This window comes from Streptomyces sp. NBC_01197 (assembly GCF_036010505.1).
Taxonomy (GTDB): domain Bacteria; phylum Actinomycetota; class Actinomycetes; order Streptomycetales; family Streptomycetaceae; genus Streptomyces.
In genome coordinates this window covers 4,468,461-4,481,096 of record NZ_CP108569.1, presented here as the reverse complement: position 1 = coordinate 4,481,096, position 12,636 = coordinate 4,468,461, and the positions used below count along the sequence as shown (strand labels likewise).

General features: G+C 69.2%; 13 protein-coding genes. 6 read left to right on the top strand and 7 right to left on the bottom strand.

Annotation, left to right across the window (positions count from 1 at the left end; genetic code table 11):
• Positions 1–153: 153 nt before the first annotated feature.
• Positions 154–363: a DUF397 domain-containing protein gene (locus OG452_RS20555; RefSeq protein ID WP_327297049.1), complete on the top strand. Its 210-nt coding sequence runs from the start codon at positions 154–156 to the stop codon at positions 361–363.
• Positions 364–503: 140 nt separating this feature from the next.
• On the opposite strand, the gene OG452_RS20550 is transcribed toward OG452_RS20555, so the two are convergent.
• Positions 504–1,409 carry a hypothetical protein gene (locus OG452_RS20550; RefSeq protein ID WP_327297048.1) on the bottom strand — a complete coding sequence of 302 codons (906 nt, stop codon included), beginning with the start codon at positions 1,407–1,409 and terminating at the stop codon, positions 504–506.
• A 92-nt stretch (positions 1,410–1,501) separates the two neighbouring features.
• Between OG452_RS20550 and OG452_RS20545 the strand changes: the two genes are divergently transcribed.
• Together OG452_RS20545 and OG452_RS20540 are read left to right on the top strand one after the other, a co-directional pair.
• On the top strand, positions 1,502–2,329 hold the full coding sequence (locus OG452_RS20545) for an SDR family oxidoreductase (RefSeq protein ID WP_327297047.1): 828 nt from the start codon (positions 1,502–1,504) through the stop codon (positions 2,327–2,329).
• A gap of 382 nt (positions 2,330–2,711) precedes the next feature.
• On the top strand, positions 2,712–4,307 hold the full coding sequence (locus tag OG452_RS20540) for a sodium:solute symporter family protein (RefSeq protein ID WP_327297046.1): 1,596 nt from the start codon (positions 2,712–2,714) through the stop codon (positions 4,305–4,307).
• Between the two features lie 162 nt (positions 4,308–4,469).
• On the opposite strand, the gene OG452_RS20535 is transcribed toward OG452_RS20540, so the two are convergent.
• The 6 genes from OG452_RS20535 to OG452_RS20510 form a co-directional block, all read right to left on the bottom strand.
• Positions 4,470–5,585 (bottom strand): ADP-ribosylglycohydrolase family protein, encoded by a 1,116-nt coding sequence (locus OG452_RS20535; protein WP_327297045.1) that lies wholly within the window; start codon positions 5,583–5,585, stop codon positions 4,470–4,472.
• A gap of 130 nt (positions 5,586–5,715) precedes the next feature.
• Complete coding sequence (locus OG452_RS20530) at positions 5,716–6,498, bottom strand: alpha/beta fold hydrolase (RefSeq protein WP_327297044.1); 783 nt, start codon at positions 6,496–6,498, stop codon at positions 5,716–5,718.
• A gap of 126 nt (positions 6,499–6,624) precedes the next feature.
• Positions 6,625–7,521, bottom strand: a complete 897-nt coding sequence (locus tag OG452_RS20525) for a helix-turn-helix domain-containing protein (RefSeq protein ID WP_327297043.1) — start codon at positions 7,519–7,521, stop codon at positions 6,625–6,627.
• A gap of 143 nt (positions 7,522–7,664) precedes the next feature.
• On the bottom strand, positions 7,665–8,450 hold the full coding sequence (locus tag OG452_RS20520) for an alpha/beta hydrolase family protein (RefSeq protein WP_327297042.1): 786 nt from the start codon (positions 8,448–8,450) through the stop codon (positions 7,665–7,667).
• Positions 8,451–8,594: 144 nt separating this feature from the next.
• On the bottom strand, positions 8,595–10,157 hold the full coding sequence (locus tag OG452_RS20515) for an FMN-binding glutamate synthase family protein (RefSeq protein WP_327297041.1): 1,563 nt from the start codon (positions 10,155–10,157) through the stop codon (positions 8,595–8,597).
• A gap of 357 nt (positions 10,158–10,514) precedes the next feature.
• Positions 10,515–10,802: a hypothetical protein gene (locus OG452_RS20510; protein WP_327297040.1), complete on the bottom strand. Its 288-nt coding sequence runs from the start codon at positions 10,800–10,802 to the stop codon at positions 10,515–10,517.
• Positions 10,803–10,947: 145 nt separating this feature from the next.
• Here OG452_RS20510 and OG452_RS20505 point away from each other — a divergent pair, with 145 nt between their 5' ends.
• From OG452_RS20505 to OG452_RS20495, 3 genes are read left to right on the top strand one after another with little or no spacing between them, the layout of a single operon-like run.
• Complete coding sequence (locus tag OG452_RS20505; RefSeq protein WP_327297039.1) at positions 10,948–11,772, top strand: helix-turn-helix domain-containing protein; 825 nt, start codon at positions 10,948–10,950, stop codon at positions 11,770–11,772.
• Entirely contained in the window at positions 11,769–11,978 is a 210-nt protein-coding gene (locus OG452_RS20500) for a DUF397 domain-containing protein (RefSeq protein WP_327297038.1), read from the top strand. The genes OG452_RS20505 and OG452_RS20500 overlap by 4 nt, the downstream gene beginning before the upstream one ends.
• 55 nt (positions 11,979–12,033) lie before the next feature.
• On the top strand, positions 12,034–12,633 hold the full coding sequence (locus OG452_RS20495) for an HD domain-containing protein (protein ID WP_327297037.1): 600 nt from the start codon (positions 12,034–12,036) through the stop codon (positions 12,631–12,633).
• Positions 12,634–12,636: the final 3 nt, after the last annotated feature.

The window sequence follows — 12,636 nt, the reverse complement described above, 5'->3', positions numbered from 1 at the left end:
CACGGTACACCCCAGCGGCCCCGGAGCGGAAGACTGAACCGGCATAAGCCATCCGGTCGGGTGAACGGCCGTCTCGGACAGTGGAGTTCGCGAGTAGCGTCGATCACGCCACCGAGAACGGCGGCGCACACGACCACTGCAACCGGAGCGAACATGGCAATTCAGCAGGGTGCGACCGAGACCTGGACCAAGTCTTCGTATTCCACTGGAAACGGTGCATGCGTCGAGGTCAAGTCACCGCTCACTCAGGCCATCGCCGTGCGGGACTCAAAAGTCGCCGACGGCCCGTCGATCACCTTTGTTCCCGCTTCGTGGAACAGTTTCGTGAGCGAAGTGGGCCAGGGCGCGTTCACTCTCGACTGATCCCTGGGTCCCGTGATCACCCCGATCGTGAACGATCAGGACCAAGAGCCCTCTCGACTGGATCGCCGTCCCGGCCGAGGGGGCTCGGCTCTGACCGGCCGCCGTACCCGCCCGGTCAGCGCAGCTGGTCGGCGTGGACGTCAGCGCAGCTGATCGACGTAGCGGTCGGTGCCCGGCACGGTCGGCAGGAATGGCGCCACCAGCTCCACCCGTCCCAGGCCGCTCTCGGTCAGGTCGCCGTCGAGCCCGGTGAAGCGCTCTTCCCAGACCTCCCTGGGGTCTGCCTCCAGGAACCAGAGCAGCGTGAGCCGGGTGTCGATCCCCTCCACCTGCTTCACGTACGCCATCCGGTCGCCCGGCAGCGGTGTCGGCCGGAAGAGCGTCACCATCGCCGCCGGCCCGCCCGAGAGCCGCTTCGGCAGATGCTTCGCCCGCAGCCACTCCAGCAACTCGGCGCGCTGCTCGGGGCCTTCGGCGTCGATCACCTCGACGACCAGGCCCGCGTACGGATGGTCGAGCGCGTGGAAGTCGCGGGGCCCGGCGGCCCCGTCCCGGTAGACCGTCGCCTCGTGGTCCTGGAACGCCGTGAAGACATGCGTACGGTCCTGGTAGACCCGGCCGTCCCGGTTCAGCCGCTTGTTGATCCCGACGGTCCACTTCATGTGCTCGTCGTAGCGGCCCTCGGTCACCCAGTACGTCGTGATGTAGCAACCGGCCGTCACCGGCTGGGCGACCGCCGATTTCTCCGGGTAGCGCAGTTCCCGGAGTTCCCGGGTGGCGACCCAGCGACGCCCCGAGTACATCCAGGGCATCGCCATGGCACCGGCGTAGAAGTGGTCGTCCTCGTACCACCGGTTGTACGCGTACTCGTGGCCCGGATGGGGCTCCACCATGGTGATCAGGGCGTGGCCGGGCCGCACCCCGTAGGGCCCGACCGAAGCCAGCTCGCCGTACACCTCGCTCCGGGTGTCAGGGCCCGTACTGCCGCCGCCCGTACCCTCATCGACCGCCGCGCTCCCACTTTCGGCCCGTGACTTCTCACTCATCCGCGCCCCGCCCTTCCCTCTTCCTTCCACCACTGGACGGACCTACTCTGACGTTCCGTCAGGAAAACTGCCAGAGTCCGGAGGGTCCCACCATGGAAAGCCGTCCCACGGAGTCCCGACCCACGGAACCGCGGGACGCGGCGCTCGCGGGGAAGACCGTCGTCGTGTCCGGTGTCGGGGCCGGGCTCGGCCACCAGGTGGTCGCGGCCGTCGTACGGGACGGAGGCAACGCCGTACTCGGCGCGCGTACCGAGGCGAACCTCGTGAAAGCCGCCGCCGAGATCGACCCCTCGGGCACCCGGACCGCCCTCCTGCCCACGGACATCGGCGACGAGGCGCAGTGCGACGCGCTCGCCGCGCTGGCGGTCGAGCGGTTCGGCGGGATCGACGGGGTGGTCCATGTCGCCGCCATGGACGGCTACTTCGGCGGGCTCCAGGATGCCGACTTCGCCTCCTGGCAGCGCGTCATCGACGTAAATCTGCTCGGTACGCTGCGGATGACACGGGCCTGCCTGCCCGGGCTCAAGGCGCGGGGCGGGGCGGTCGTCATCATCGGGACACAGTCGGCGGTGGCCGCACCGTCGGAGGTGCATCAGGCCGCGTACGCGGCGTCGAAGGGCGCGCTCACCTCAGCCATGTACTCCATGGCGCGCGAGCTGGGGCCGCACCGCATCCGGGTCAACTCCGTGCTGCCCGGCTGGATGTGGGGTCCGCCGGTGCAGGCGTTCGTCCAGTTCACCGCGCACACCGAGGGCGTCCCCGAGGCGGAGGTACTCAGCCGACTGACCGGCCGGGTGGCCCTGCCCGAGCTGGCGACGGACGGCGACGTGGCGGACGCCGCGATCTTCCTGACCTCCGACCGCGCGCGGGCCATCACGGGCCAGTCGCTGCTGGTCAACGCCGGTGAACTGATGCGCTGAGCCGGCGCACTGAACTGACCTACTGAACAGCCCAGTCGGGCCTCCTCTTCTCGACCGCACGGGACCCGCATCCCGTGCGGTCCTGCCGTTCTGCCTCCGTGTGACTGCCGCTGGCGAAGTGCCCGCTCATGGTGTGGCCCCCGTCACTCCGAGAGCAACGGGTCCGGGAGTCAAGAGGACGTAAAATCGTTCTGCTTACTGATCTGCGTTCATACTTGTGATCGCTGACACCCTTGACCAGCCCTTGGCACAGAGGGTTCAATCCGTGAAGTCCCCGGTCCCGCACGGGGACACCGCCCGATCGACGTACTGGCGAAGCGTTTCCCGTTCATCGCGGTTCATCGAGATGAACTCAGTACAGGCGGACCCCTGGAGGGGGCACATGAACAGTCTCGACTGGACCGTGCTCATTGGTTACTTCGGCGTGATGATCGCGATCGGCTTCTGGTCCCACAAGCGTGTGGACAACGTGAGCGACTTCTTCACCGCCGGCGGCAGAATGCCGTGGTGGCTGTCGGGCATCTCCCACCACATGTCCGGCTACAGCGCGGTGATGTTCACCGGGTACGCCGGAATCTCGTACCAGTACGGACTCACATCCATGGTCACCTGGTCGCTCCCGATCGCCATCGGCATCGGGATCGGCGCGAAGCTCTTCGCGCCCCGGCTGAACCGGCTGCGCTCCCGGCTGCACGTGGCCTCACCGCTCGAATACCTCAAGGACCGCTACAACATCCAGACCCAGCAGGCGCTGGCCTGGTCCGGGCTGCTGCTGAAGATCGTGGACGTCGGCGCCAAGTGGGCGGCCATCTCCACCCTGCTCTCCGTCTTCACCGGCATCACCATCACCCAGGGCATCTTCATCACCGGCGTCATCACCGCCATCTACTGCACGGTCGGCGGGCTCTGGGCCGACGCGCTCACCGAGCTGGGGCAGTTCATCATCCAGTTGATCGCCGGTGTCGCGATGCTGGTCGCCGCCATGGGCAAGCTCGGTGGCTTCAGCGCCCTGTGGACGATCTGGGACAAGCTCCCCAGCGGCCACTCGGACCCGACGGCCGGCCCGTACACGGTGACCTTCCTGCTGGCGTATCTGTTCATCAAGACCTTCGAGTACAACGGCGGCATGTGGAACCAGGCCCAGCGCTACATGGCCACCGACTCCGCACGCTCCGCGACCCGTTCGGCCACGCTCTCCTCCCTTCTCTGGCTGATCTGGCCCGCCGTCCTCTTCTTCCCGATGTGGTGCGCGCCGCTGCTGGTGCACGCGCAGAAGCCGGACGCGTCGGACTCGTACGCGCTGATGACCGAGTCGCTGCTGCCGCACGGGCTGCTCGGGCTGGTCGTCGTCGGCTTCTTCTCGCACACGATGGCCATGTGCTCGTCGGACGCCAACGCCATCTCCGCCGTCTTCACCCGGGACATCGCCCCGGCGATGTTCCGGGCGGCCCGCGAGTGGAGCAGCCGCACCGGGCTGCTGGCCGCACGGATCTCGACGCTCGGCTTCCTCGCCCTGTCGATGGCGCTGGCGACCCAGATCAACTCGCCGACGTTCAAGGACATCATCTCGGTCGTCATCAAGTGGGTGGCCGGTCTGATGGGCCCGATCGCGATCCCGTTCATGCTCGGCCTGCTGCGCCCGTTCCGGAAGTCCGGGCCGACGGCGGCGCTGGTCAGCTGGGCCGCCGGGCTGCTCGCGTTCTACTTCACCAACTACCACCTGGACGGGTCCACCAACACGGATGTCGCCCTGGAGTGGCAGGTCTCGCTGCCGCTGGCGGTCTCGCTGGTGCTGTACATCCTCATCGGCTTCGTCAAGCCGGAGGACACGCCGGAGCGCGACGCGATCATCGCCAAGGTCAACATGGACGGCGATGACGACGGTGCCGGCCACGGTGGGGCGGCCGCGGCCGTACCGGCGCAGGGTGGCGCGGCAGAAGCGGAGGCGCTGGGCCGGCACGAGGGCGCGGACGGCTGACGGCTGTTGGCTGTTGGCTGACGGGGGGCGCGTCGGCCGGGCGTACGTCGCGGTTCCGGGCGTACGCCCGTCGCGGTTCCGGGCGTACGCCCGTCGCGGTTCCGGGCGAACGTACGCCGATGTGCGGGCGTAAGTACGCGCCGATACGGGTCCGCCCGACCGTCAGCCCCTCGGGTAGCGGGTCAGCCAGGCCGGTGTGGTGAGTGCCGGGCTGTGCAGCGCCGGCCCCTGGGTCATCTCCATCGAGAAGTCGTCGGCGAGCTGGAGCATCGTCGCACGTCCCTCCAGCTCCGCGACCCAGCCCGGCGGCAGCGCGGTCTCGCCGTGCAGGGCGCCCAGCAGACTGCCGCAGATGGCGCCGGTGGCCTGGGACGGGCCGCTGTGGTTCACGGCGAGGCGCAGCCCATGGCGTACGTCCTCGCCGACGAGGGCGCAGTACACCCCGATCGCGAGTGCTTCATCGGCCAGTTCGCCGTCGCCCAGCGACTCCACCCGTGTGGGGCTGGGCATCCCCTGGCGTACGGCGCCCAGCGCGTGCTGGAGGGCGTCGGTGACCGGCTGGTGACCGGGGTGCGGGGTCAGCTGCCCCAGCGCGTGCTGCACCGCCGCGTCGAGGCTCTCACCGCGCGCGAGCCCGTGCACGATGACGGCGTACGCCCCGGCGCTGAGGTAGCCGGTGGGGTGGCCGTGGGTCTGCGCGGCGCACTCGACGGCCAGTTGGAAGACCAGACCGGGCTCCCAGCCGACGAGCAGCCCGAAGGGCGCGGAACGGCTGACGGCCGACGCGTCGCGCGCCTCGGGGTTCCTGGGCTTGTCCAGGGTGCCCATCACCTCGTCGCCGAACCCGGCCAGACAGCAGCGTGCGGGGTCGCGGCGCGCGTACAGCCACTCCTCGCAGGCGAGCCAGCCGTTGTCCTTGCGGCGCTCGTCGGGCCCCCACTCGCGCTGGGTCGCCACCCACCGCAGATGGGCCCGGTACACGTCGGTGGGCGGATGCCAGGCGCCCGTGTCCCGGCGGACCTGCGCCCGTATCAGACCGTCGACCGTGAACAGCGAGAGCTGGGTCGCGGCCGTGACCGCCCCGCGTCTGCCGTACACGGCCACGAAGTCGGTGAGGCCCCCGGCGCCGTGGGCCTCGCGTATCGCGTCGAGCCCCTGCCCCGCGACCCCCGCCCCGAGCGCATCGCCGAGCGCGCCGCCCAGCAGGCATCCGCGCACCCGGCTGCGGAAGTCCTGCTGCTCGGTGCGGCCCCAGAGGGGAGTGGTTGATGCGCTCATGGCGAAGCACTCTAATTGAATCGGTTCCGGAGTGGCTCCGTCAGCCGGGCGGCCTGCGCTCGCGGACCAGCCATGGGAGCCCCCGCGACCTGCTCCTCCGGCAGCGGGGGCCCGGCCTCGGGGGCGGTATTCAGCGCTGCTGCGCCGGGAGATGGCGGACGAAGTCCAGTAGCAGGGTGCAGAACGCCGCGGGCTGTTCCAGCGGCGCGAGGTGCCCTGCGGCGGGGATGACCACAGTCCGGCCCGCGTCCAGGTCGCGGGCCAGTCCCTCGCCACCCTCGAAGAAGTCAGGCATGTCGTGTTCACCCACGCCGACCAGGGCGGGAGCGGTCAGTCTGCGCAGCGCTGCCGTTCCTTCGCCGAGCGGGTCCGGGGCCGATGACGGCTCGCCGTGGGTGAGCTGTTCGGTCAGCCGGCCGCGCAGCATACGGGCCGCGTGAGCGCGTACTTCGTCGGTCGCGCCGGCCGAGGTCCACGCCTCGACGCCGGCTGTCACCGCTGCGTCCAGGTCGCCGGCTGCGAGCGCCGCCCTTTCGGCGTCCCAGGCGGCTTGCAGACGGGGGGAGGCCGGCTGGTCGTGGGGGCGGTACCCGACGAGCACCAGACCCTCGACCCGCTCGGGTGCCGTGACGGCGGCCTGGAGCGCCACCAGGGCGCCGAGGGAGTTCCCGGCCAGGACGAAGCGGTCGGCGCCGAGGTGGTCGAGCGTGTCGAGCACATCCGTCCAGGGGGCCACCTCACGGTCGGCGGGTACCAGCGCATCGCCGTGGCCGGGCAGGTCCAGGGCGATGGCGCGCACGCCCGCCCCGGCGAGCAGCGGAAGGTGGGCGCCCCACATGGTGCGGTCGGTGGGACGGGCGTGCAGCAGCACGACGGGCCGGCCTCGGCCCGCCTCGTCGGAGGGAAGGAGCATGGCGAGCATCTTTTCTTCGGTGGAGACAGGGGGAATCGGAGAGGAGACGGGGGGAGACAGAGGAGAGACGGAGAGGGGAAAGCAGCCCGCTCACGGTGCAAAGGGGCGGCGGAGGCGGGGAGTTACCTATCGGAACTCTCCTTCCTCCGCAGGGGTGGTGGCCTGGCCCGGGGGCGCCTGACCCGTAGTGGCCTGATCCGTCGGGACCACTTCCTGTTCGGACAACCGGCCGAGCAGGACCAGGGCGTCGGCGGCGGCGCTGTCGGGTTCGGCGCTGTAGACGGAAAGGTGCTGCCCGGGGGCGCTGGTGACGGCGAGCGCCTCGAAGTGCAAACGCAGCTCCCCCACCCGTGGGTGCCGGAAATGCTTGTCCTCGTGCGTACGGGGACGGACCTCGTAGCGCGCCCACAGGCCCGTGAAGGCGGGACTGCGCACGCTCAGCTCGCCGACGACCCGCTCGATCCGCTCGTCCTGCGGGAACTGCGAGGAGGACGCCCGCAGATTGCCCACCGCAATACGCGCCGCGTGGTCCCAGTCGGCGTAGAACTCGCGCGCGAAGGGATCGAGGAAGATCATCCGCAGCAGGTTGTCGTACCGGGCGAAACCCCGGTACAGCTCACGCGCCATCGCGTTGGCCGCCAGCACGTCCTGCGCCGCCCCGACCACGAAGGCCGGCACATCACGCATGCCGTCCATCAGCCGCAGCAACTGCGGAGCGACGGTCGTCGCGGCAGCCGCCGTCCCGAAGACGGACAGACCCAGCCGGAAGAGATGGGCGGCCGCCGCGTCGTCCAGCCGCAGTGCCCCGGCGATCGCCCGCAGCACCTGCTCGGACGGATGCCGCTCGCGGCCCTGCTCCAGCCGGATGTAGTAGTCCGTGCTCATCCCGGCCAGCAGCGCCACTTCATCACGCCGCAGCCCCGGCACCCGCCGCGGCCCGTCGTCGATCAGGCCGACATCCGCCGGCGCGACCGCCGCACGACGGGCACGCAGGTAGTCACCGAGCTCGTTCTCGCTTTCCATGACGGCCACGCTAATCGCGGACGGCCGCAGGGGCGTGGGTGCGCTGCACCCACCCGGGTGTGACGGCCGGGCCCCATCCCGGGTGGCCGCAGCGCACCCTCCAACACCTGCGGCCGGCTCGCAGCGCCGGCGCTATTGACCAGTCACCGCGCCGCCGCCGACGCGGGCCGTGACCCGTGGATGTACTGGTCGGCCCAGGCGCTGATGATGTGGGCGGCTCGCTGCGCCTGTCCCCGTGCGGTCAGGAGATGGTCCGCTCCTTCGAGCGAGACGAAACTTCGCGGGTGCCGTGCCTCGCGGAAGATCTCCCCGGCGTTGTCGATGTCGACGGTGTCGTCGGTGGGTGAGTGCAGGACGAGCAGCGGCAGGTTCAACTCGCCTATCCGCTCGCGCAGACGGGCACGGCGGACGTCTTCGACGAAGGCGCGCTTGAGGACCAGGGTCCTCCCGCCGACGAACCACTCGTGCGCCCCCTCACTGAGTACGCGATCCAGGACCGCGTCGTACTGCCGCTCGACGTGGCTGGGGTCGACAGGCGCCCCGATGGTGGCGAGCGCCCGGACGCCGGTGGCCTCGGCCGAGGCGGCCAGGGCGGCGGCGCCTCCCCATGAGTGCCCCACCAACAGGTCTACTGGAGTCCCCCGCTCCGCCATCAGAGCCGCCGCACGGATCGTGTCCTGGACCTTGACGGTGAAGGAACCGTCCCCCCAGTCACCGTCCGAGTCTCCGATCCCGAGGTTGTCGTAGCGCAGCATTCCGATCCCTTCGCGTGCCAGCTGTTTGCTGACGCGCGAGGCGGCCGGCGAGTCCTTGCCGAGTGTGAATCCGTGCACGAAGAGCCCCCAGCCTCGGATCTCGCCCTCCGGCAGGTCGATCGCTCCTGCCAGTTCGGGGCCGACGGTGCTCTGGAATCTCACTTTTTCGGACATGTTGTGCTCACCTAGGCATGGACTGTTCGTGGGGCAGGGGAGACGAGGGCGACACCGGTGCTGCCGGGCGCCACGCACGTGACCGGGCAGGAGTCGTGACCGGCCAGGAGTGCGGGGAGCGCGATGCTTGTCGTTGTCGGCGCGTCACACGGCGGGCCGCTGAACGGAGGCCGGCTTCTGAACGGAGGCCGGGTTGGCCGCGAGCAGCGCGGTGATCTCATCGGCGAGGTGCGGGCCCAGCTCGCCCCAGCCGTCCTTGTAGCCGTAGACGCCGGCCAGCGTGCGGGCTTCGTAGTCGCCGTTCATGATCTCGATGTCGCCGGCCGTGATGAGCGCCGGGTGGGCGACGCCGACGGCCGCCGACACCTTCATCAGCTCCTTGCGCAGGGCGCGCAGGTAGACAGCGGCCCGGGTGGCCTTCGAGGTCGGGTCGAGACCGCGGGCCAGCCGCGGGTTCTGGGTCGCGACACCGGTGGGGCACTTGTCGGTGTGGCACTTCTGCGACTGGATGCAGCCGATCGACAGCATCGCCTCACGAGCCACGTTGATCATGTCGGCGCCCAGAGCGAAGGCGACCGCGGCGTTCTCGGGCAGGCCGAGCTTCCCGGAGCAGATGAAGGTCAGGTCGTCGGTCAGCCCCAGCTCGGCGAAGGTTCCGTAGACCCGGGAGAACCCCATCCGGAACGGCAGCGACACCGAGTCGGCGAAGGTCAGCGGCGCCGCCCCGGTGCCGCCCTCGCCGCCGTCGATGGTCACGAAGTCGACGCCACGGTCACCACGCGCCATCAGCGTGGCCAGCTCCTGCCAGAAGTCCATCTCCCCCACCGCGCTCTTGACCCCGACCGGCAGACCGGTCTCGGTGGCGAGCAGTTCGACGAAGTCGAGCATCGAGTCGACGTCGCTGAACGCGGTGTGCCGCGAAGGGGACGCGCAGTCCTTGCCGAGCGGAATGCCACGGATCTCGGCGATCTCCGGGGTCACCTTCGCACCCGGCAGCATCCCGCCAAGACCCGGCTTGGCGCCCTGGGAGAGCTTGATCTCTATCGCCTTGACCGGGGCGCCGGCGACCACTGCCTTGAGCTTGTCGAGGTTGAAGCTGCCGTCCTCGTTGCGGCAGCCGAAGTACGCCGTACCGAGCTGAAGGATGAGGTCGCCGCCGTTGCGGTGGTACGGCGAGAGACCGCCCTCCCCCGTGTTCTGCATCGCGCCCGCCAGCGCCGCCCCCTTGTTGAGCGCCGTGATCGCCGCGCCGGAGAGCGACCCGAAGCTCATCGCGGAGATGTTCACCACACTCGCCGGCCGGAACGCCTTGGCGCGCCCGCGCGGCCCGCCCAGCACCTTGGCCGATGGCAGGGGGGCCTGCGGGTCATGCGCGTCGGGCAGCGCGCCGGCGAACGTGCGCTGCTTCACATAAGCGTGACCCTGCGTGTGCTCGACGTCATTGTCGGTGCCGAACCCGAAGTAGTTGTTCTCCTCCTTCGCCGACGCGTAGATCCAGGTGCGCTGGTCACGGCTGAACGGACGCTCTTCGTCGTTGGAGGTCACGATGTACTGCCGCAGCTCCGGCCCGATCGTCTCCAGCAGGTACCGGGCGTGCCCGATCACCGGGAAGTTCCGGAGCAGCGCGTGCTTCTTCTGGACGAGGTCGCGGGCTGCCACCAGCGCCAGTGCTGTTGCGGTGGCGGCGGCGATGCTCCGGGCGCGCATGAACGTTCCTCTCGTCGATGCTCGATTCCATCGCCATGCGGTGGACGTCGTCGTGTCCTGTCGTGCCGGGCGCTGAGCGGTCGGCCCGTCCAAACGGGCTTCAGCGGGCTTCAGCGTCCGTCGGGAACACGGAACGTAATATTAGAGACCCGCATGGACGGGTCTGTGGTCAGGGTTGCCGGGCGGTCGGCGCTGGGCTGAGCCGCTACAGGCCGAATCCGCCCTGCTACGCGCCGACCGCTCCCTCCACCATGGGCGTTCAGCCGTGCCCGTTTCTCGTGGGTCCCGACGGACGCTGGATCACCGGCCAGAACATCCGGGCAACGGACGGCCTCGACTGAGACCCCGCGCACCCGGTCACTCCTTGCCCTCGATCCGCCCGCCCCTGCTGTACGCGATCCGGAGCACGTCCCCGAGCGACTCGGTGGCCCGGGTGAGCGCGAACCGTACGGCCCGCTCCCCCGCCGCCCGATCCGCCAGGACGGCACGCGAACCGGCGAGCACCACTTCCGCCGAGTCCATCTGCTGTTCCTCCAGATCGTCGGCCAGCCGGGACAGCAGGCTGCGCGGGTCGTCCGTGCTGAGGTAACACGGCATGCCCTCGGGGGTGGTCCACGGCAGCAACCGGAGCAGGGAGTCGGGCATGGTCAGCGCCTCACAGGGGGAATCGGAGGTTCGGCTCTTGGCTGAGGAGCGGCGATTACCGTTCGTGTCCCGATGATTACGTCCTGGCCCTACGCTCGGAAAGGGACGCGCGATTGCCTTCGCGCACGGCAACAGGAGGGGATCGATGACCGAACTCGCCGAGGCGGAAGAGGAGTCGGGGCGCGCGGCACTGGGACGTGCGCTGCGGTACCTGCGCGAGAAGGCCGGCCTGACGCTGAGCCAGCTGGCAGCCGAGACACGGTACGACAAGAGCTACCTGTACCGGCTGGAGGTGAGCCAGCGGCTGTCCAAGCTCGCGGTGATGGAGGACCTGGACCGGTATTACGGGACCGGGGGGCTGCTGGTACAGCTGTGGAAGGTGGCGCGGAGGGAGGTGTTCAAGGACAAGTACAAGGAGTTCATGCGGCTGGAGCTGACGGCTCAGATCATGCACAAGTTCACGCTGGGCATCCCCGGGCTGCTACAGACCGAGGCTGTGGCCCGCGCTCTGTTGTCCGGTGATCAGGAAACAGAGAGAGAAGCGGAGCAGGTGGAGGAGCAGGTCATAGCGCGCCTCGGGCGACAGCAACTGCTGTATCGCAACCCGGCTCCATCGGTCCGCATCATCATGGACGAGTACGCGCTTCGGCGCCCGGTCGCCAACCCTGCGGTATGGGAAGAGCAACTGGAGCACCTCATCGGGGTGGCGGAGTTACCGAAAGTCTCCCTCCAGATCCTCCCCCTCTCCGCAGGGGCCCATCACTTCATGCAGGGCTCCCTGACTCTGCTCTGGCAGGAAGATGGGAGCGCCGCTGCCTACACGGAAGGCAATCGGTGCGCGGAGTTGATGGAAGATCCGGCTGATGTGGCACGCGCCCGCCTGTCTTACGATCGGCTGCGAGATCTGGCGCTGCCCCCGTCCGACTCCATTGACTTCATCAAGGGCGTCCTGAAGGAGTACAGAGGATGAAGCGCACACACGACCTCTCCATCGCGACCTGGCTCAAGTCGAGTTACAGCGACGGAGGCGACAACAACTGCGTCGAAGTCACACACGACTACCCGGGCATCATCCCCGTACGCGACAGCAAGACCGCCCCCACCGGCCCGGCGTTGATCTTCCCCGGCACGGCCTGGACGACCTTCATCCAGAACGTACGGGAGGAAGCGCGGTAGCCGGTGGTCGGCAGAGCCTCGAACGTCAACCTCACGCAAAAATAAGGCAGATGCCATGGACGACCACATTCGAGAAGTATTCGACTTCATCGCCTTCACCGCCCGTCTGCGGGAAGTTGACCGGCACAACAATGCCACCTCGGCCAGGAAGGAGAGCGTGGCCGAACACTCATGGCACCTGGCACTGGTCAGCTGGATCCTGCACCGCGAGTTCGAAAGAGAATGCGGCCACTCCCTCGACCTGGAGAAAATGCTCAAGTTGTGCCTGATGCACGACCTCGTGGAAATCGACGCGGGTGACCCGTCGGCCTGGACGGCCCAGCACAACAAGGACAAGGCCCGGATCGAGGAGGAGGTGGCCCAACGGCGGTTCTCACCGCTCCCGGCCGGGCTCGGCGCCGAGTTCCTCGGCCTGTGGCACGAGTACGAGGAAGGGCAGACGCCCGAGTCCCGGCTCGTACGCGGAGTGGACCGGCTCAACCCCGCGCTGATGCGGTTCCTCACCGGTCAGGGCTGGCAGGACGTCGGCGCCGATGCTGAGGCCCTGGACCGACTCCAACTGCCCCGCGTCCAGGTGAGCGAGACCCTCACCGCCCTGTATCAGGAGATCAGGGAATCGGCAGTGGCCCACGGGATGCTCACCCCGGCGCCCTGACCG

Bases quoted from the DNA above. Each gene is read 5' to 3' on its own strand.
- OG452_RS20545 (WP_327297047.1), top strand. From the start codon at position 1,502: ATGGAAAGCCGTCCCACGGAGTCCCGACCCACGGAACCGCGGGACGCG.
- OG452_RS20535 (WP_327297045.1), bottom strand. From the start codon at position 5,585: ATGAGCGCATCAACCACTCCCCTCTGGGGCCGCACCGAGCAGCAGGAC.
- OG452_RS20495 (WP_327297037.1), top strand. From the start codon at position 12,034: ATGGACGACCACATTCGAGAAGTATTCGACTTCATCGCCTTCACCGCC.
- OG452_RS20525 (WP_327297043.1), bottom strand. From the start codon at position 7,521: ATGGAAAGCGAGAACGAGCTCGGTGACTACCTGCGTGCCCGTCGTGCG.
- OG452_RS20540 (WP_327297046.1), top strand. From the start codon at position 2,712: ATGAACAGTCTCGACTGGACCGTGCTCATTGGTTACTTCGGCGTGATG.
- OG452_RS20530 (WP_327297044.1), bottom strand. From the start codon at position 6,498: ATGCTCCTTCCCTCCGACGAGGCGGGCCGAGGCCGGCCCGTCGTGCTG.
- OG452_RS20510 (WP_327297040.1), bottom strand. From the start codon at position 10,802: ATGCCCGACTCCCTGCTCCGGTTGCTGCCGTGGACCACCCCCGAGGGC.
- OG452_RS20555 (WP_327297049.1), top strand. From the start codon at position 154: ATGGCAATTCAGCAGGGTGCGACCGAGACCTGGACCAAGTCTTCGTAT.
- OG452_RS20505 (WP_327297039.1), top strand. From the start codon at position 10,948: ATGACCGAACTCGCCGAGGCGGAAGAGGAGTCGGGGCGCGCGGCACTG.
- OG452_RS20550 (WP_327297048.1), bottom strand. From the start codon at position 1,409: ATGAGTGAGAAGTCACGGGCCGAAAGTGGGAGCGCGGCGGTCGATGAG.
- OG452_RS20500 (WP_327297038.1), top strand. From the start codon at position 11,769: ATGAAGCGCACACACGACCTCTCCATCGCGACCTGGCTCAAGTCGAGT.
- OG452_RS20515 (WP_327297041.1), bottom strand. From the start codon at position 10,157: ATGCGCGCCCGGAGCATCGCCGCCGCCACCGCAACAGCACTGGCGCTG.
- OG452_RS20520 (WP_327297042.1), bottom strand. From the start codon at position 8,450: ATGTCCGAAAAAGTGAGATTCCAGAGCACCGTCGGCCCCGAACTGGCA.